Consider the following 20,276-nt stretch of genomic DNA (forward strand, 5'->3'; position numbering starts at 1 on the left):
AACCCAGGGGAGCCTTGATGCCCGGTGCCGCATCCCCCCAGATGAATCCAACGCCCCCTTCTCCCCGGGGGAATGGACGATGCCGAGACCGGCACACCGGCCTTTAGAATCACACTTGCCCTGTCGACAGGAGTTCTAGAGTTCCTGCTTGGAAATGACGTAAATTGGATGGGAATGACACCATCGCGACTCAGGATTTATTCACCATATTACGGGTGGGTTCATGATTTTCCCCGGCGACGGCTCGGTCAACTCTCAGAGAATTCGCGATTGGATCCTGTGTTTGGCGATGCTACCGGCGTTGGCCTCGCCGTTCGACCTTTTCGGCCAGGGCGAGTACCTGCGGTTCGACCGGATCGGCGATGAGGAGGGCCTCTCCCAGACCTTCGTCATTCATATTTTTCAAGACACCAAAGGATTCATGTGGTTTGGCACGGAGAGTGGCCTGAACCGCTACGATGGTTATAAAATCAAGGTATTTACCAACGACCCGTTAGATCCCGCCTCCCTCACGGATGACAATATCCGCACCATTCACGAAGACCGGGAGGGCGCGCTTTGGATCGGCACCAACCACGGGTTGAATCGATTCGATCCAGAGACCGAACAATTTCGGCGATATTTTCATGACCCGACCGACCACCGAAGCTTGAGCGACGACTCCATCTATTCCCTTGCAGAGGATCCCGAGGGCGCGCTTTGGATCGGTACGGGCAACGGGTTGCATCGGTTCGATCGGGCACATGGCCACTTCGATCGGTACGTCGATGACGCGGTCATCCCACACTTCTCGGGCCTGAACAAAATTCTATGCATCCTTACGGATCGCAGCAATCGGAAAGCGCTCTGGATCGCGACGCCAAGCGGGTTACGCCACTTCGAGCCGGATCAGTCCCATCCGGGCGATGCATCGGGCGACTCCCCTCGCGGTCGTTACGTGACCTACCGGCACGATCCCGGCAACCCCCGCAGCTTGAGCCACGACATGGTTTATTCGATCCACCAGGATCGAGACGGCCATCTTTGGATCGCGACCGGTGACGGATTGAACAAGTTCGATCCCGACTCACCGGAAGCCGGCTTTCTCCATTACCGCCGGGATCCGGGCGACCCGGGCAGTATCGGTAACGATTGGATCCGGTGGATCCATGAAGACCGATCCAGGCACCTTTGGATCGGGACCAACGACGGATTGGATCGCTTCGATCCCGAAACCGGCGAATTCGTTCACTATCGGCATCACCCGAGCACGCCACACGGGTTGAGCCACAACACGATATACCACATCTACGAAGACCGGACGGGCGTGCTTTGGTTCGGAACCGGCGGCGGCGTGAACCGGCTCGATCTGGCGCGCGAGCGCTTCAAACACTACCGCCACGACCCGACCGATCTCGACAGTCTTTCCCAAAACCATGTCATGCACATTTGGGAGGACCGAAAAGGAGTGCTCTGGGCCGGGACATCCGGTGGCCTGAACCGGATCGACCGAACCAACCGAACCGTAAAGCACTACCGCCACGAGCCTGGCAATCCCTCCAGCCTGAGCCACGACCAGGTCTGGGGTGTGCTCGAAGACAAGAGCGGCACGCTGTGGGTCGGCACCGACGATGGCCTCAATCGGCTCGATCCCGACTCGGACACTTTCGTGATTTATCGTCATGATCCTGCCGATCCCCAAAGCTTGAGTCACAACGAGATCTGGTTTCTCTACGAAGATCGTTCGGAAACACTGTGGATCGGGACCAACGAGGGCGGACTCAATCGGCTCGATCCCGACCGAAAGCACTTCCGGAGCTACCGACACGAACCAGGCAACCCGGCGAGCCTGAGCCGCGACATCGTGAACGCGATCTACGAGGACCGAGACGGCGTACTCTGGGTCGGCACCTGGGGCGGCGGCCTGAACCGATTCAACCGGGAAACCGAACACTTCGACGTGTTTCGGCCCGAGGCCGGTGATCCCCATAGTTTCAGCAACTCCCGGGTCAACGTGTTTCACGAGGCTCGCGACGAAAACGGTGGCGCTCTCTGGATCGGCACGGACAATGGGCTCAACAAGCTGGATCGCGCATCCGAGCGGTTCGAAATCTTTTGGAAAAAGGACGGCCTTCCTTCCAATGTGATCTACGGGATCCTCGGCGATGACCACGACGGATTATGGGTGAGTACCACCAGGGGCCTCGCCCGGCTCGACACCACCACGAACAAATTCAAGACCTATCTACCCCAGGATGGCCTGCAAGGATATGAATTCTACTCCGGGTCATGTTACCGAAACCCCTCCGGTGAGATGTTTTTTGGCGGCACCAACGGCTTGACCAGCTTTTTCCCGGAACGGGTGAAGGGCGAGGATCCGTTCCCGCCCCCCGTGGTAATTACGGATTTTCTCCTCTTCAATCGGTCCGTCCCGCTTCGAAGAACGGCGGCGCGTTCGCCCTTGGCCAAGCCGATCCAGGAAACCCGCGAGTTGGAGCTTTCCTACCGCGACGATTTGATTTCCTTCGAATTCGCAGCTCTTCACTACGCTGGCCCGGAAAGAAACCAATACGCCTACAAGTTGGAAGGTTTCAGTGAAGACTGGGTCCATACCGGTGCCCATAAGCGTTTTGCCACCTTCACCGACCTGGATCCGGGCACTTACCTATTCAGGGTGAAGGCCAGCAATAAGGATGGGTTGTGGAACGAAGAGGGTACCTCCCTCAGATTGACCGTGTCGCCTCCCCCTTGGCGAACGTGGTGGGCTTACGGCCTCTACGTGTCGGCTCTGTGTGGGATGCTCCTCATGGCCGCTCACCTGGTCCATCGAAAGAAAAAAATGGCCGCGCTGATGCGACGAACCCTGGAACGGAAAGTCGCGCAACGGACCAACCAATTGGCCGAGGCCAAGGAGGCGGCGGAGGCGGCCAACCAGGCAAAGAGCCGGTTTCTCGCCAACATGAGCCACGAAATCCGCACCCCCATGAATGCGGTGATCGGTATGAACGAGCTGCTGCTAGCCACCGAACTGGATCCCGCACAACAAGAGTACGCGGAGATCGCGCGGGAGAGCGGGATCTCCCTGCTCCACCTGATCAATGAGATTCTGGACTTTTCGAAGATCGAGGCGAATAAGCTGGTCTTGGAAGAAAAGCCCTTCAATCTGTTGGAGTGTGTGGAAGGTGCATTGGATGTGGTCACCCCCGAAGCGACCAAAAAGGATCTGGAATTCGTCTTCCATCCCGAATCGATGATGCCGCAACGGTTGATCGGTGATAGCGCCCGATTGCGGCAAGTCTTGGTCAATCTGTTGAGCAATGCCGTGAAATTCACCGAAAAAGGCGAGGTCGTCTTGACCATGGCGGCGCGGCGCGACAAAGCGCCGCAAATCAGGGCGGAACTCGAACCCGAGGGGGGTCCAGGCGAGTTGAACCGTTTTTGCCATTTGGAATTTTCGATCCGGGATACGGGGATCGGCATTCCGAAAAGTTACCTCCCCAACTTGTTCAAACCATTCAGCCAAGCGGATGCCACCAATGCCCGAAAATACGAGGGCACGGGTTTGGGGCTCACCATCAGCAAGCTCTTGAGTGAAAAGATGGGCGGTGAGATGTGGGTTCGTAGCGAGGAGGGGGAGGGATCGGTTTTTTCCTTCAGCATTCGAGGACGCACTGTTCCCGGACAAACCGCGGATCGTCGGGAAGAAACAGCGGGCCTTTTCGAGGAAAAGCGCCTCCTGGTCATCGAACACCACGACCTCAATCGCGAACTGTTGACCCGCCTAGCCCGCGACTGGGGAATGCGGGTCGGTCAGGCTGCCTCGCAGGAAGGGGCGTTCGCGTGTATCGAACGGGAAAATCCCGATATCGTGCTCTTGGATATACAGTTGTCGGCAACCGATCCCTTGCGGTTGGCCGAGGACATCAAAAACCGGCGACCAGAGATCGCTCTTCTCCGATTGACTCCCCTGCTCCGGCAAAGAGAGGGCATCGAAAACGATCTTTTCTCGGGGACGGTCGGTAAACCCGTCAAGCCGGCCCAATACCGCCAGGCACTGTGCGAAGCGTTGCGTGGTACGAGCGTGATTCACGAGGAACGAACGGCTCCGGCTTCCCGGTTTGACAACACGCTGGGTGAACGTTTCCCATTGGACATTTTGCTGGTGGAAGACAACGCCATCAACCGGAAACTGACGACCGCCCTGCTCGAACGAATGGGTTACCGGGCAGACTGGGCCGGCAACGGATTGGAAGCGCTGGAAGCCATGCAAAAACGTCGTTACGACTTGGTGTTGATGGATATCCAGATGCCAAAGATGGACGGCCTCCAGGCCACGCGCGAAATCAGGGCGCTTGGAGAACAGGCGCATCAACCCCGAATCGTCGCGCTAACGGCGAACGCCATGCAAAAGGACCGCGAGGCCTGCCTGGAAGCCGGCATGGACGACTACCTCACGAAGCCCATCGATATCGATGATTTGACCGCCGTTTTGAAAGGTGGCACCAACGGCCGTTCCCCGCTCGAAAACCGTCACCGTTAGGCTCATCCGCACCCTTCACGGGATGTTCGACCGAATGGTGATTTCGAACCGTGCATGGATGGTCACCGTGCCGACGCCCCCTCCTCATCGAAGCGATCAAGGCTGCGCAGATACGAAACGCCAAAGAGCGAAACATCGATAGAAACAGAGATTTCGAAATGTGTTGCGTGCAGGGCCGGTGTGGCACGGCCGGTGTGGCACGGCCGTTGTGCCACGCCAGTTTGGGTCGAACCGGAAAGGCCACTGGCTGTACCAATCTGCTTCGCTCTTTTATCACTCTATAATGCGAAGCCTGGACCATTTCGAAATGTCGGGCCAGCGACCCAACCTGCCGGGCATGGCGCATCTCTCGGCATTCGGGCACGCCAATCGGATTCGCTCCCGCAGGAAGGAAGCCAGGCCCGATAGCCCGAGTCGTACCGCGAAGTTCGACCCGGGCCATGTCGGGTATCGATCAACCGCTGCTGGGCTTGGCTACCAGCACGATGCGCTCGCGCGCGGAAACCACAACGCCGCCGGGACGTTCGACGGTGATCGCATAGAGTTGTGGATCGAGCACGTCCAGCGGTGCCCGGATCGGAATGATCACTTCATCCTGACCGGCGGGCACGTCGAAGACTCCGCCGTCGATGGGATAGCGCTCGTCCCGATCCTTGTCGAAGATCCACAGTTGGTATTGAACTTGGCTGGGATCGTTGGCGGCCAACCCACGAATCCGCATGAAGCCCGTCTGATCGTCGGCCGACCACACCACGTCGCCACTGGCTCCCTTGGCCGCGTCGTCTTCGGTGGCACTCCAGGGCAATGGCGTCAGGGACGGCCGCGAACGCAGTAGGTCTTCGCGAGAGGTCGCTACGATTTGCTCGGTTGTGGGTTCCGGCGTCACCACCGGCTCCGTGGTTCGGTCCTCCGGCAGAAAGGCGATGGCCGCCAGCACCGCGGCGACCAGCCATCCGGTCACGGCCACCATCGGCGAAAGGCCACGACGCCGCTCGCGCTCTTCGGGGCCGGGAAATGGCGTGACGGAAGCCGGTTCCGTCGCATCTCTCGGTGGCGCGGCCGGACGCTCGTCGGTGGCCTGACCGAAGAAGAGGTCCGCATCGGCAACCAGTGCATCGCGCAGCTCGTTCGGCAGTTCGGCCGCTGTTTCGTCTTCGAAGCACAGCATGGCGGCGGCGACGGCCAGCTCGGCCGCCTCGGCCTCGCCACTGCCCTGCTGGGTCAGCAAGCCTTCGAACGCGATGCGTCCGGCACGATCGAGATCGCCCGTTGCCTGGTCGGCAATGAGTTCCTGTAAGTATTGAGGGTTCGTTCCAGTCATCGTGCAACCCTCCTTTCCGTTTCCTTGCCCATCATGCTCAGCTTCTCCCGGATGGTGACGAGACCGCGACGAATATGCGACTTCACGGTGCCGAGTGCGGTGCCCGTCACTTCGGCGATTTCGGCGTGACTCATGCCGGCGTGCAACGACAACCACAAAATGCGGCGCTGGTCCGGATTCATTTCGTTGATGGCGCGGGAGGCGATCGCCACATCGGTGGCCTCCTCCATACCGGGAGGTCGGCTGAGCTCCGGCGTATCCGCCAGACCGACCTGCTCCGGTCGCCGGCCCGCGTGACGCACTCGATCGATGAGTCGTCGCCGGGCGATCATGGCCACGAAGGTTTTCTCGGAGGATTTTTCCGGGTCGAAGCGGTTCGCGTTTTTCCAGATATCGATGAAGATCTCTTGAACGGCATCCTCGGCATCGGCAGGACAGAGCCGCCTGGCCAGGGACCAGATCAACCCGCCGTAGCGCTCGATGCAGAGCTTCACCGCCGCCTGATCGCCGTGCGCGATCCGCGGTAGCAGGGGTGGTATCGCGGTCATGGATACTCCAATGGAAGATGTTGAAACTGTGGCGCCGAAAGCGGGCGGCACGGACCGGGACAGCTTTTCGTCCCGAGGGAGTGGTCCGGGAGCATCCAAGAACTCGACCTGGGGGCACGTGCTCTGGGCGCAAACCGATTTCGGGTCCGGGGCTTGTCGGTCTTGTGAAGGGGAGAACGATCGAATTCGGGTAACGCCGCCATTATAGCGATAAATCCTCGCCGACTCAGCAACGGAACCCATTTGGGCAGGATGGAACGACACATATATCGAACAACCGGGATCCGCAGGGCCACCGCTCAGGCCGGGAACCCCGACGGGAACGCCAAGGCGATGCCTCGACCGCGAACCGCGGAATCCCGCCGAGAGATCTCGGCGGGGTTCCTCACTGGGATTCGTTGGGAAAACTCTCACCCGATGACGAAACCAGATTCACCTCGCCGGGCTCGGATCGCCCCCAGGGAAGGAAGAGACCGGCCAGGAGTTTCTGGGCTTTGACAAAGCTGTTGGGGTACCCGATCAGCGATTGTTCGGCCATGTCGGAAGGATGAAACATCTTCCGTTTCACGGCAAAGGCCTTCAGGTCTGCGACCGCCTGGTAGTAGTTGAATACCCGGTCGGCCTGGAGAAAAATCGGCGTCTGGAAATCCACGAACTTGCGGCAGGCCGACTGGGTCATGGCGTAGGCGTGTCCGCCCACCAGTTTGCCGATCTCGTACAGTTCCGAACTGTAAGGCCGCATCAACAGCCGTTCCAGGAACCTGCGATTCACCTTGTGCCAATTGAACAGGCCCAACTTGTGGTAGGTCAGGTAGACCTGTTCCTGAAAGCGGGTCTTCGCGGTGGGGTACTTCTCGCTGTAATAGCCCAGCATCAGCAGTTCCCAATCGTCGGGCAATTGGCCCACCGTCTCCGAAAACGCCGCAAGGTTGGCGATGTCCGGCGCCACGTCGTCCTCGAAAATCAGGATGCGCCGGTAGCCGTTGTCGATGGCGTCCTGATAGATCGCGCGGTGAGACATGGCGCAGGCGATTTCGCCGAGGCTCATGGGACGCGAGGTTCGCTTGGTGTGGCGGTGCCGCTTGTCGTCGTAAAGGCCATCCCGAATCAGTGCGTCGACGTCCAAATCGAATTTGTCGACGCCTCGGAAAAAGTGCCAATCGAACCCTTTCAGCACTCGGGCGATTTCTGTTTGGCGCTGGATCGCGCGATCCAGCGTCAATACGTAAATGTGGTCGAAAAAGGCATTGAACGAACGAAGGTCGGGAGAGGTCGGTTCGGTCAACGATCCACCCCCCTCCCCCGCTGCCGGACAGCCTCGACGAGGTTGCCGTTCCGCCCTTGTCGGGGGCGCACAGAGGTCAGGGGCCGACATCCGGATACAGTTATCCTGTGCAGGCCATTAGCTGAATTCATAACACATTCTCCATCTCGCATGTTTTTGCGCCGTCACAAATTCATCCTGCACATCCATCCTTAAGATTGGATGAAGAGAAACGGAATTGTGAGTTCAAGGCGATCAAAAAAAGAAAAAGACGTGACCTCATCGATAAAAACGAAGGAATGAGAAAGGCACGTATCGAAGCTCGCCACAGCCAAATACATCAATGCCGCAAGCGATCTCAGCGCTATTTCAATACAAACGAGGTGAAATACACAAATAATTTCCATCTAAATTCGCGCGAACCCATGATTTAGGAAATGATCGAAAAAAGGTCAATCGGCTTCGGGTCTCGAAAAAAATAACCGACCGAAACGGTGAAACAGGCGAGAGATCACCGTTCGCGCCGATTTGGGCATCGGGCCCGTGGGCGCTTCTCTCCGGTGCCGTCGTTGCTGTCCGTTCGGGGCCTGGGCCCGAAACTGCACCTTCACGTCTGCTTGGGCCTCGCGGATTTGCGCACTGGTCACCCGCCCGATCGAAAGACACCGATCGGCCAGGGAGATCGCATCGCGACAGGTCACCCCGGTCTCGACCGAATGCTCGCCGGCTCGGTAGACCTGGCCCCCACTCCAATGGAAAAAGGTCGTCCGAGGGCCTCGTTTCTCGTGAAGGGATTTCGGAAGCGCCAAGACGCGCTGGAAGTGTTCGATCGCCGCTCGGGACTCGCCCAGATGATGGTGGGCCCAACCCGCGTTACCGAGGGTTTGGGCCATCTTTTATCCAGCTTGCTCGTGTTTTTCGAAAAGAGTTGGGGCCGCCATGGCGGCCCCAGCCTTCAGAGGTAACCCAGCTTCTCGAACACCAGTGCCATCAGGTCCCAGTATTCGTAGGCGACCTGGTTACTGGTCCCGATCACGTACAGGTCCCGCTCCAACCAGTAGATCATGAACGACCCGGTGAAGCCGTCGTGGCCCAGCAAGGTCAATCCGTTGCCGACGGCGAACAGGTTGAGGCCCAATCCGTAGTAACCGTCTTCACCGGCATCGATGTAGGTGGTCATCATATCCATCGATTCGGAGTCCTGAAAGAGACCGCCGTTGTTCAGCGCCTTCATGAACAAGGCCAGATCATTCGTGGTACTGATCAGGTTGCCACCGGCACCGGCAATCGACCACGAGTGGTGACCGGTAAAGTCGGTTTCGCCGATCAGGCAATGGGCAACCGGCAAGGCACTCCGCCCCGGTTCGGCGAACTCCAGCCAGGTGTTTTCCATGCCCAGTTCGTCGAAGATCCGCTCGCGCAGCATGCGGTGGAGTGATTCGCCGCCAGCCCCCTCCAGCACCGCGCCAAGCAACACGTATCCGAAATTGGAATAGTGGTAACCCGCCCCTGGCAAGCCGACCGCCGAGCCGTTTTCTTTCACATAGGCCAACAGCTTGTCAAACGTCCACAGCTCCTCGGGCTGGGCGAACACCCGCTCGAAGAGGTCGCCCACATCGTTGCCATCGTTGTCGATGTCGAAGGCCGCATAAGGAAGACCACTGCTGTGGTTGAGCAACTGCTTGACGGTGATCCGATCGCTGTAGTCCTGACCCTCGATGACGAGCAGGCCGTCGAGTTTCCCCGCGGGCAGGTAATCCGCCGCCGGTCGATCGATGTCCAACAGGTCTTCCTCCGCCAGCAGCAACGCCAGCGAGGCCACGACGGTCTTGGTGACACTGGCGAGGCGAAACGGATGCTGGGCACTGAGCGGCGCGTCCTGAAGGGGATCGACGAGGCCCGACGCGCCGTGCCATGACAGTCCCGAAGAAGGCGATTCCACTCGGAGAGTCAGGCCGGGAATCATTTCGTTTTCGCGAAGCACCCCGTCGATCAGGGCCTGCAGCGCTTCTCCCACCGCCTCGTTACCCTCTCCGGGCTGCCACGACTTGGCCGGCACGGCCACGATCTGCTGGTTACTGCCACTGAAGGAAAGGGCGATGCCGCCAATCTCGGCAGCCGCACTGACGCGCACCACCGCAACCTGTTCCGGGGGCGCCTCGAAAAAGTCCGCCACCATGGTGACCTGTTTGGCGTGCGCGGCCAAGGTTAGTGTCTCGACCGCGACACGTTCGCCAGCCGCGTTCAGGGCTTCCAAAACGAGGGGGTTGGGTTCATCAGTCAGATTGGTAATCGCGAATCCGTGGTGCCAATTCGGGCGATGATCCAAACCGGGAAAGACCAGGTGTCGCTGGCCTTCCAAGATGAGCGGCAAGCTGGTGGCGCCACCGCCAGAGATCGAGGTGAAGCATACCAGCCCCGTGATTTGGGGAGAATCGGATCGGATCTCGAGCCAGCCACGTTCGGGATTCTCGCCGGAAAACAGTTCGGTGATCGAGACCGCGTGTGTCGCGGAAGCGGCCAGCGCCAGCGAGACGTCGCCGCCTGGCCGACCTTCGTGGTCGTAGGCCAGAATGCGGAGGTTGCGCGCGGTCAACGTCGGATTGTGAAGACTGACATGGGTTTCCCAAACGCCTGCTCGATTCGTGAAGTGAGGAAGGAAGGTGCGGTGGTCTTGGCCGCACAATGGCCAAGCGAGGAGCATCATCACAGGTAGCCAATAAAAGCGATTCATACGGGTCTTTTTCCTTTTCGGTGAAATTTGAAGTTGGGAGCGAGGGGAAGGCGCTCGGTCCAAGTGGCGGACCTCTCCCAAGTCGCGACATTCCCAAGAGGCACATTACAATCCAATCTTCAAACCACTGATATAAATAGCCTTACTCTCACTACCGCCAAAAACCAGGCCAAAATCGTCAGAAAAAGGTTACGGCCGTCGAAAGCAATTCCTGACAGGATCCCCGGCTCCGCAACGCACCAAGGTTGGCGCCGTCCTCCAGCTTCAAGCGAACATGATTCATCGGGAAGTTTCGAAAGCGATCCAATTAATCGCCGACGTAGCCAGTTTCGAATAGTATTCCTGAGATGGATCGGTTTGGTCTGCCGGCTTCGATCAATAACCAGAATCAAAACTACGATTGAAAGAACCAGAGGCAATCGGCATGAAACAATTTCGGGAACCAACACTTGAAAGGTAGATAGGCATACTTTGATTAGATTACTGCCACTCCTTAAATTACCAGAAGGGAATTGGTGCGCCCGGCTCTCGCCCAAACCCCAAAAATTCACACCCTCACGAAAAAACACGTCTCACAACTTGACGATTAGTCCTAATCGACTTACGAATACTACATCGCATCAAAACTCGAGAGGACAACTGGCTCCAATGGATATCTTAAAAGTAGGGAGACAACCATGTCGTTGAAACCAGAAGATTTAATCTCGAAAGCAGAACCAGAGATCACAGCCTTCAAGCAAAATTTCAAAATCGCCGATGCCACCGATCTGGTGGTCGAATACAACGGAGAAAAACTCGGGTTCATTGATTTGGTGATGGAAGGCGGCGGGGTCAAAGGGATCGCCACCGCAGGTAGCGTTTATGCGCTGGAGCGACTCGGCTTTCGCTTTCGCAAGGTGGCGGGCACCTCAGCCGGGGCCATCAACGCGATTCTACTCGCAGCCGCCGGCAATCATGCCCTTGAGGTGAAATCCGATGCCGTCATCAAACATTTGACCAGCTTGGACTTCTATGAATTTGTCGATGGCGGCAGCGATGCACGGGCCTTGCTCAACTCTCTCAACGTGGATAGCGGTAACTTCTTCGGAAGGTTCTTCAAACGCGGCAAACGAGCACTGGCCCTCACTAGAAACATCAATGATCTTTTCGGCAGCCTTGGTATCAATCCTGGCGAGTCTTTTAGAGAAAAAATTTCGGATATTCTCTTTGAATTGAACAAGCACCAACACTTCACATGCCAAGAGCTGGAAAAACAACTAAAAGCGCACATTGATGTGTTACCGGATACGGTTCAAATCAAGCAAGATTTAATTTGTGAATTTCAACTCATCGTAGCCGATATTTCCAAACAAAGAAAAGCCGTATTCCCCAGGGATTTGCATATGTACTTCAAAAATCCCGATGGCATCCACGTAAGCGACCTGGTACGGGCAACCATGTCGATACCCATCTTTTTCGAGCCGTTCACACTGGAAGATTTCCACACGAGAGCTTCGAATTGGAAATCGGATACGAACATTACCTTCGTAGATGGCGGTGTCGTCTCAAATTTCCCCCTTTCCCTGTACGACACCAAAGGAAACGTGAGACCCAAATGCCCGACGTTCGGACTGTTGATCGACGAGACCAAAGGCGCCACAAATAACTACAGTCGAAAGGACAACGAGATCGACAATTTAGCCGAGTTGGTGATGGCCATGCACCAAACCATGCAGGTGTATGGTGATAAAGCATACATCGACAATCATCCTGGCGCCGAGGCACGCATCATTCGCCTCAGCAATTGGGTGGATCTTAACGGGAAAAAATATCCCATTAAAACTACTGATTTCGACATCACGTCAGATGAAAAAATTCATCTCTTTCTCAACGGAGTCAAAGCGACGCTCGAGAAATTAAAAACATGGAATTTCAAACAATATATCCAAAAATACCGCAAACCATAAATCACACACTACCAGGCTGCTTTTGCTCAACAATCGTCCGCGTCCATCCAGGACGAAAAAGCGGCCTGTCGTGTTTTTCGTAGACCTTCTCTAGAACAACGAAAAGACACGGCAAAGAGAAGACCCAACGGGATCGGTTCCTCCCCGCGGTGGCTCGCGATCGACATTTTCTGTTTGTCCACGAATCACCCGGATTGACACGAATGGACAGGAACCATGCATGGCGCACGACAGGTGCCTCGAGAGGGTATCGAATTTAAGATAAAAAATATCAATTACTTATGAATACTTTGTCATTTTGAGTCATGTGGGTTTGTGTTCGGTTCCGGGAATGACGTAATGGGCCTCGAATGGAATGACTGTATGCGCATTCGTGTGGGTCCGTGTGATTCGTGGACAATTTTTCAAATACCGCATGCGACGCGCGCCCCACAGGAACCAAACCATTCGACCTTTCAGGCAATGTTCTTATTCTGGGAGCCAACAGACTGATAAACACCAGAATGCGTTCCGGGAACCCATCGATGATGGCGATCCGATCACTGGGCAGGCCATGCTGGAAGTTTCCTTTTCGTGTTTTTTCGTGGTTTTAGTGGACAGCGTCGGTCGCTCCCCTGCTTGTCCGCAGCTTTCGTGGACAGAAGCTCCGCCCGTTTCGAGCCAGATGCTAACCTCGCTGGTTCAATCTGCCGAACAGCATACCAACACTTCCGATCCGCTTTCTTCAAAAGCCAACCACCACCGATTGCCAGGCTCGGCACGCGCTGCGACCGATCGCGGCGCGCCCACCGGCCACTTCGCGGAGGTTCTTCATGATCGCTGTACTTTTCGGTTTCGTTTTCTTTTGGCTCGGTCCCACCGAAACGACCCCTTCCGCGGATGTCGCCGCCCAGCTCCAGAGCGAGGACGACACCTGCCTGATCCTGCGCGACGGCCGCTTCGAAGCGCGCCTCGAATGGCAGGGTTCCCGGAACGAAGAGCCACGCCAGGCGCAAGGCGTCTCCCTGCGCGATGAAACCGGGTTCGACGAAACGGGCTACTTCTTTTTCGACGATCCCGAAAAAATCGAGGCGGTGGTCCGCGTCTTCGACGGCTGCCAGTTCAACGACAATTTCTGGGTCTTTGCCGGTGGCCTGACGAACGTCGCCTTCACGCTCACGGTGACCGACACCCAAAGCGGCGAAGCCAAAGAGTACACGAATCCTCTCGGCAAACCATTTGCGCCGATTCAGGATACCAACGCTTTTTCCACCTGCCCCGCAAAGCAGGCCGATGACCCAAGCACAATCGAGCGGTGGGTCCGCAAGGAGGAAACGCTGACCTTGCACGAGGGCCGCTTCACCGTCGACATCGACTTCGAGATCCCCGACAATCGGTCGGGCAAGGGAACCGTGGGTGTGGCCAAGGAAAAGTCCGGTGCCTTCTGGTTCCTGGACCAGTCCGATTTCAACGTCTACGTGACCATTACCGACGGGCGACCCATCAATGGTCATTTCTGGTTGAGTTTCACCTCGTTCACCGGCGCCATCTACAGCCTCAACGTCACCGATACGGTCACCGGCGTGGTGAAATCCTATCGAAACGAACTTCAAGAGACATCTTTCGGCACGGATTACTTCCTCACCAGCGCCGACACCGATGGTTTGCTGTACCCTTGGGTTTCGGACAACGACAGCTTCAACAGCGTGATCACCTTGAACAACAACAATTGCATCGAGGCCGATGTGACTCTGGAAGCGAATCGCGGCGATGGGCAAACCCAAACCGTGACCCGCACCATTCCCCCGAACGGGTTTCTGGAAGAAGCGGCCAACGATTTGTTCCCCGAGCTGAGCGGCGGCTCGGGATACTCGGTACTGACGACCAGTTCCACTCCTGGCCTCTTGGGACGGTGGGTGACCAACAACCTGCGAACACCTTCCCAAAGCTCTCCATCCCAAGGTGTTGCCGTCCAAATCCCCAACCTGATCACCAAGCCGCTGCCACCCAACGCCCGAGTGGGACAGAGCCTTCAATTCGGCTTCCTCCCGCTGCAGCCCGACTTCTTCGCCGGATCGGTCGTGGTCAACGTGGGTGACGCACCCACCGACGTGACGCTGTATTTCTATGCCAAAAACGGTGAGCTGATCACGACTGACGACCAGACGATTCGCGGCCTGGAGCCGTTCAGACCTTTTGCCGCCATCTCGCAAGACCTGGTCCCCAACCGGTCCGAAAACATCGCCATGATCGCCCACAGCGAGAGCCAGCCCTTGACGGGCGTGAGCTTCATCTTCAATCAGGACGGGGAACCGTCCATCGGCAATGCCGAGGCCCTCGATTTTGTCCCGCCACCGCAATGAGACCGCCATTTCGATACAAGTCGGAAAGGGAACCAACGAATCTTTCTGCAACTCACGGGTGACCTCGACCGAATATCCTGTGAGAATCTACACTATTAGGCATTGAATAAAAGAGCTGGTGCGGACGGTTTTCGCAAGATGTCCCTCGCCCGCAATTCCCGTGAAGTTTCCTCTTCAGAGCTGGAAGTCCACGAGACAGGCGGGCTCGAATCGTTCCGTTTCCCGACGCTCGAAATACCATTTCGTGCTCATCCCGCCAGGCCCACCACGACGTTGGGAGGGGTTTTTTTGGAGACGAGCATTTGGGAGGAAACACATGCGCATGCTGGTTTGGATGATCTGGTGTTCGTCTGCCCTGATGGCGGGCACGGCCGATTGGCCGCAATGGCGCGGTCCCGCACGCGACGGAACGGCCCCGGGGTTCCAGGTCCCGACGAAATGGCCCGAGGCGCTGCGAAAACAGTGGTCCGTTCCGGTGGGCCAGGGCTACGGATCACCGGTGACGGCGGGCGATCGTGCCTTTCTAATCACCTCGAGCGGCGAGAAGGAGCGCGTGCTCTGCGTGGATTTGACCACGGGCAAAGAAGTCTGGTCCCATGCCTACGAGATCGACTTCAAGGAGAACAGCTACGCCTTGAAATTCGGCAAAGGCCCCTTTTCCACGCCCCTTTGGCAGCAGGGCCGACTCTACACGGTGGGCATCACCGGCCAGGTGTTCTGCTTCGAGGCAAAGACCGGTAACATTCTGTGGCACAAGGCCTTTGACGGCGTGCTCAACGACCAACGTCACTACTTTTGCGGGAACTCGGTATCGCCGATCGCGTTCGAGGACCTGATCATCGTACACGTCGGCAACGAGACGCAAGGTCTCCTGACCGCCTACCACGGCAAAACCGGTAAACAGGTATGGCAGTGGCGCGGCGACATTCCGGGCTACGCCTCCCCGATCCTCGCGAAACTGCACGGAACGCCTCAATTGGTCACGCTGACGCAAAACCAGGTTGCGGGCCTGAACCCGAAGACGGGCGCGTTGCTTTGGCAACACGCGTTCCAGTCGAACTGGCGCGAGAACATCGTCTCTCCCGTGGTCTTCGGCGACACGGTGATCGTTTCCGGTGTGGAACGCGAGACCACGGCATTGCAGGTTCGGCCGCACGACGGCGCCTGGCAGGTGAACGTCAAGTGGCGAAACAAGGACGTGGTGATGTACATGAGTACGCCGGTATTGATCGATGGAACCCTGTACGGCCTGTCCCACAAGAGCAAGGGTCAATTTTTCGCGATGGACGCCCGAACGGGCGAGACCCAGTGGTTGAGTGACGGCCGCATGGGCATGAACGCGGCCCTGGTATCCTTCGGGCCCCAAATCGCCGGCGTGACGACTCATGCTCGGTTGCATCTGTTCAAGGCCGTCGGCGACAACTACACGCCCTTGAAAGACTACAAGCTGGCGGATTCACCGATCTGGGCCCAGCCCGTGTTTTTCAAGGACAAGGTCCTCGTCAAGGATCGGGACCATCTGGTCTTGTGGCAGTTCCCCTGACCCCGCGAATCATCGCCTGAACGCACCCGCCGAACGGGTGCCACGACCGATAGTCCCCACAGTTGAAATCGCCGGAAGAACCGGGTCACGCCCGGTCTTTCCGGCGCGGTTCGGCGGATGTTCAGTCACGGTAATCCCGCCCCACCAGGTCCAAGGCCTGGTGAACGGTGCGCCGCACGTGTTTCTGTTTGATCGGCGCCTCGAAGAAGCGGCGCAGCGCCGCGAACAGACGCCGTTGGGTGTCCTCTCCCAACAGCGGCGCCATGCGTCGGCAAGCCACCGCGGTCTTGCCGAGGTGGCAGGAAAGGATCGGCAGGCCCAGCCCGTGGTCGGCCAGCTCGGTACTGCAGGCTTGCCACGCTTGTTCCGCATCCACGGAATCCACGGCGGGCGGTGTCTCGGTATCCGCGAGGAACGCCTGGTTGCGACCGACGAAACACGCGAGCTGAAGCAGGCCGGCGGGCCACAGTTCGGGCTGCCGCCGAGCGTGGGCCACCAGGGCTTCGGCAAAGGTCAATGAGTGGGTGAAGTCGAGCCACGACACATTTTGACGAACGGGCACCCGCCACGAGAAATGGAGCTGGGTATCGAAGGCCAACATGTTGTTGGCGGCCTGATGAACCAACGCACGGAATACCGCCTCGGGCGGGTGCTCGGCCAGGGACTCGACCGTCCAGGACATGGCCGGGTTGGTGCGTAGGGCGAAGGGCATGACCAACGCGTCGGGCGAGGCTTTCGCGACCGAAGGCGGAACCAGTTCCAAATAATGAGCGTAGCGACGAAAATCGGGCACCCGATCCTCGCGCACGGCAAAACACAGGTAGCGCGCGAGCGGCCGCGCCACATGGGGCAGCACCGATTCGCCGAGGCGCTCGACGATACCGCCGACCGCATGGGTGTAGATCAGGGCGTGTCCGAACCCCATGTAATGGGACAGGGCGGCTCGTGCGAACACCGGCATCAAGGCCGACCAGCCGAGACCGCGATCGAGTGCCTCGTTGAGGGTGGCCACCGCCGCGTTCTCGTCCTCGCGACCCACGGCTCGGCAAAAGTCCGTTTCGTTCCAGGGCACGCGTTCTTCCGTGTAGGTGAAGGCGGGTTGGCGCAGGCTGTCGTCGGCGAGATGGTCGATGATTTCGCTGACATAGGCGATCTTGCGATCCGTGTCCTCACCGGCCTGATCCGCGAGTTCCAGCCAGGAAGGAATGGCGCCCAGGGCATGCGTCATACCGTATTCGAACCGATCCCAACTCCACCCGATGGCCGCGCGAATCGGTTCGTCCAAACCCAGTTCTTCGAAGTGAAAGCGTGCGAGGAGACGGGTCATGCGCCCGAAATCGCGATCGCGGAAGGCACCCTCGAGGTTCCCGAGCAGTTCGGCCTGAACCTCGTCTTTGGGTCGGGGAGCGACGTCGATCCAGATCCAGTCCGATTCCGTTTTGGTCGGGAAGGTCCTCAGGTTGTCCCCGTCGTAGAGATTGTTCCCGTCGTGCAGGTTGAACTTCCAATTGTGCCAGTGACAGGTGAGCACGCAGTTTTCATCGGCATGGCCGTCGGCCAGCGGATAGCCCTCGTGGGGACAGCGATTGGCGAAGGCGAAGACGCGCTCTCCCAAGCGGAGCACGGCAATTTGCAAGGGGCCGTGGCGGATGACCTTGGGTTTCCCCGCCGAAAGCCGATCGTGTTCTATCGCGCGAATCCAGTCCATGGTGACCCCCGTTTTTACTTTGAACCTACACCCAACGGCGGTCGGCTTGGGGTGGTTTTTAGTTTTTTTTACCACAGAGGTCGCAGAGTTCACGGAGAGCACACTGTTTTTCACAATCCTAAAGCTACCTGTGGAGGAGTGGAGTACATCTATGGCGAACGGTTTAGGGGGGTTTTGTTTTTTACCACAGAGGTCGCAGAGTTCACGGAGAGCACACTGTTTTTCACAACCCTAAAGCTATATAGTTCCACACAATACATCTCAAGTTGAAACCACACACTTATAACATTTTTACTAATCTAATAGAAAAATCACCTACCAAAAACATAAAAAAATCATTCACCAATACATATTTTACAAATCTAAAAAAATCATCAGTCAAATTCGACTCCATTATTACAGAAGCATACATTTTCACCAAACCAAAAAACAAGTTCACCACTGCAAAACTTCACACCCAACACACATTCAACAAAAAATAACTCAACCACTTTCAAGAATAATAAATTACAAAGGGTCCGTATATTCATAAACTCATTCTCCGAAAACCAATTTACGTGTAGTAAAACAGCAGAGAACAAGCGATCAACTTTAGTAAGTTATCAACTCCGTGTTCTTCGTGGCCTCTGTGGTAAAAAAAATCCCTCCCTCTAACCAAAACAAAAAAACAAAGGATGAGCGGCCAGCCTCAAAAATGACCGACTCCGTGTTCTTCGTGGCCTCTTATGTGACAAAACCTGTAAAGCTCGAACATAGGGCAGAAATCCCGATTTGGAGCATTGGTCAAAAGTCGGCCCGGCGGGCCAACCTACCGCGACGACGCCCCTCTCACAAATGCGGGAACTCCCAAACGATTCGCTTCGATTAGTTACCCACTTGAAACCCGGTGGTCCGACAATCCGGCCCCCGGCCTGGGCGGCGACTCTGTGGTAAAAAAAATCCCTCCCCCAACCCACGGACCCGGGTGTAGGATAGAGGCATCGTACCTGTACAACTCAAATCAAGAAGCATCGAGGAGGGTGTCGTGCGTTTTCTCCTTGCATCGTTCGTTGGGAAAACCCTGTGTTGGATGGTCTGCCTGGCCTGTACCGGCCTCGCCGGTTTCGCCGGTGAGAAGGTTTATTTTGTCGGCGGGGACAAGGAGGCCGGCAAGGCCGCCGCCGCAACCGCAGGCGCCAAATGGGTGAAAAGTCTGACCAAAGGGTTGGCCAAGGCCGCCGCGGACCTGAACGGCGGCAAAAACCAGGTGACGCTCAAGGTGGCCGCGGGCGCGTTCAAAGGGGATTTGGGCTCGGGGGCCTACCAACTGCCCCAGTTCAACAACCCCGCCGGGACGCTCACGCTGATCGGCGGCTACGACGCGCAGTTCGCGAAACGCGATCCGTTTGGAACGCCGTCCACCATCGAGACGATCGCCGACCGCAGCGCACCACTCTGGACCTTTGCCCGCAACTCCAAGCTGAAGGGCCTCGTCGTGGACGGCCTGGTCTGGGACACGACCGCCTCCAACCGTTACGACGCAAAAACCAACAGCCTCTTGAAGGGCACCTCTTCCACCCATGTCTTCATCAAGTTCAACTACTTCGAGACCGATCATCTCGAGTTTCGCAACAGTGTGTTCCTCAACGCGGCCCATCGCGTGATGGAACCCTTGATCCGAGCCGCGAGCCCCAAGGCCGTCGTCCGCTTCCACAACTCTATATTCCTGAACTGCGTGATTCCCTTGAAGTTGGAATCGGCTCACTTTCGCAACAAGCCCGCGCTGGTGGAAGTGGATCACTGTTCGTTCCTGTTGAATTGGGCCTACAATCCCGATCCCAATACCGGCAACCCCGCCGCACTGGAGATCGGCAACAAGAGCGCCGCACAGGAAATCAAGATCACGAACAACCTGTTCTACGCCAACTTCGGCGGCGCCATCCTGGCGCTCAACCTGCAAATGCCGGCACTGACCATCAACAACAACAATTTCGTGGGCAACGGCATGCTGCACGGCCAAAGCGAGCCCGAAGCCGTCGCCATGATCGTCTCCGCGGGCGGCCGCAAACAGCCGATTCCGGTGGACGCCATCGAGGATGTCCCGGCGGTGGACGAAGCCGAAGACAACGTCTCGATCGCACCGGGCATTCCCCTTTCCCTGGGCGAGGTGAAAACGGTGGATGCCAGCAAGGTCAAGGTCGAGAAGACCTGGATGAACGAGGTCAATCGGCTCCTGGGCCGCAATTTGTCGGGCGGCAAGGTGGCGATCAGCGACTACGCCCCGAAGAAAAGTTACGACCCCGCTCGGCCCCCCTTTGCCTCGAAGGACGAAGCCAAGGCCTACGGCGCATCGCCGTCGCTGGTGCGCTAAC

The 20,276-nt window shown here is 57.5% G+C and carries 11 protein-coding genes; 5 read left to right on the top strand and 6 right to left on the bottom strand.

From position 1 onward, the window contains the following. Positions 1-223: 223 nt before the first annotated feature. Positions 224-4,519: a hybrid sensor histidine kinase/response regulator gene (locus tag J3U87_RS32955; RefSeq protein ID WP_237380117.1), complete on the top strand. Its 4,296-nt coding sequence runs from the start codon at positions 224-226 to the stop codon at positions 4,517-4,519. Between the two features lie 454 nt (positions 4,520-4,973). On the opposite strand, the gene J3U87_RS32960 is transcribed toward J3U87_RS32955, so the two are convergent. The 5 genes from J3U87_RS32960 to J3U87_RS32980 all read right to left on the bottom strand — a co-directional run bounded on the left by J3U87_RS32960 (position 4,974) and on the right by J3U87_RS32980 (position 10,386). Then, positions 4,974-5,840 (bottom strand): anti-sigma factor, encoded by an 867-nt coding sequence (locus J3U87_RS32960; protein WP_237380119.1) that lies wholly within the window; start codon positions 5,838-5,840, stop codon positions 4,974-4,976. Next, positions 5,837-6,388, bottom strand: coding sequence for an RNA polymerase sigma factor (locus J3U87_RS32965; protein ID WP_237380121.1), 552 nt, complete (start codon positions 6,386-6,388; stop codon positions 5,837-5,839). The genes J3U87_RS32960 and J3U87_RS32965 overlap by 4 nt, the downstream gene beginning before the upstream one ends. Before the next feature lie 385 nt (positions 6,389-6,773). Then, the gene (locus tag J3U87_RS32970) at positions 6,774-7,673 is read right to left on the bottom strand and encodes a glycosyltransferase family 25 protein (RefSeq protein WP_237380123.1); all 900 of its coding nucleotides are present in this window, start codon (positions 7,671-7,673) and stop codon (positions 6,774-6,776) included. Positions 7,674-8,104: 431 nt separating this feature from the next. Further along, positions 8,105-8,545 carry a tetratricopeptide repeat protein gene (locus J3U87_RS32975; RefSeq protein WP_237380124.1) on the bottom strand — a complete coding sequence of 147 codons (441 nt, stop codon included), beginning with the start codon at positions 8,543-8,545 and terminating at the stop codon, positions 8,105-8,107. 62 nt (positions 8,546-8,607) lie between these two features. Then, positions 8,608-10,386, bottom strand: coding sequence for a serine hydrolase domain-containing protein (locus tag J3U87_RS32980; RefSeq protein WP_237380126.1), 1,779 nt, complete (start codon positions 10,384-10,386; stop codon positions 8,608-8,610). Positions 10,387-11,063: 677 nt separating this feature from the next. Here J3U87_RS32980 and J3U87_RS32985 point away from each other — a divergent pair. From J3U87_RS32985 to J3U87_RS32995, 3 genes are all read left to right on the top strand, one after another. Beyond that, positions 11,064-12,332: a patatin-like phospholipase family protein gene (locus tag J3U87_RS32985; RefSeq protein ID WP_237380128.1), complete on the top strand. Its 1,269-nt coding sequence runs from the start codon at positions 11,064-11,066 to the stop codon at positions 12,330-12,332. Positions 12,333-13,144: 812 nt separating this feature from the next. Continuing rightward, a complete protein-coding gene (locus tag J3U87_RS32990) occupies positions 13,145-14,674 on the top strand; it encodes a hypothetical protein (protein WP_237380130.1) in 1,530 nt (509 codons plus the stop codon). A 316-nt stretch (positions 14,675-14,990) separates the two neighbouring features. Further along, positions 14,991-16,217 carry a PQQ-binding-like beta-propeller repeat protein gene (locus J3U87_RS32995; RefSeq protein WP_237380132.1) on the top strand — a complete coding sequence of 409 codons (1,227 nt, stop codon included), beginning with the start codon at positions 14,991-14,993 and terminating at the stop codon, positions 16,215-16,217. A gap of 121 nt (positions 16,218-16,338) precedes the next feature. Here J3U87_RS32995 and J3U87_RS33000 read toward each other — a convergent pair whose 3' ends face one another. Continuing rightward, entirely contained in the window at positions 16,339-17,925 is a 1,587-nt protein-coding gene (locus J3U87_RS33000) for a Rieske (2Fe-2S) protein (protein WP_237380134.1), read from the bottom strand. A 1,024-nt stretch (positions 17,926-18,949) separates the two neighbouring features. Here J3U87_RS33000 and J3U87_RS33005 point away from each other — a divergent pair. Beyond that, the gene (locus J3U87_RS33005; protein ID WP_237380136.1) at positions 18,950-20,275 is read left to right on the top strand and encodes a hypothetical protein; all 1,326 of its coding nucleotides are present in this window, start codon (positions 18,950-18,952) and stop codon (positions 20,273-20,275) included. Position 20,276 lies beyond the last annotated feature (1 nt).

This window comes from Sulfidibacter corallicola, assembly GCF_017498545.1.
Classification (GTDB): domain Bacteria; phylum Acidobacteriota; class Holophagae; order Acanthopleuribacterales; family Acanthopleuribacteraceae; genus Sulfidibacter; species Sulfidibacter corallicola.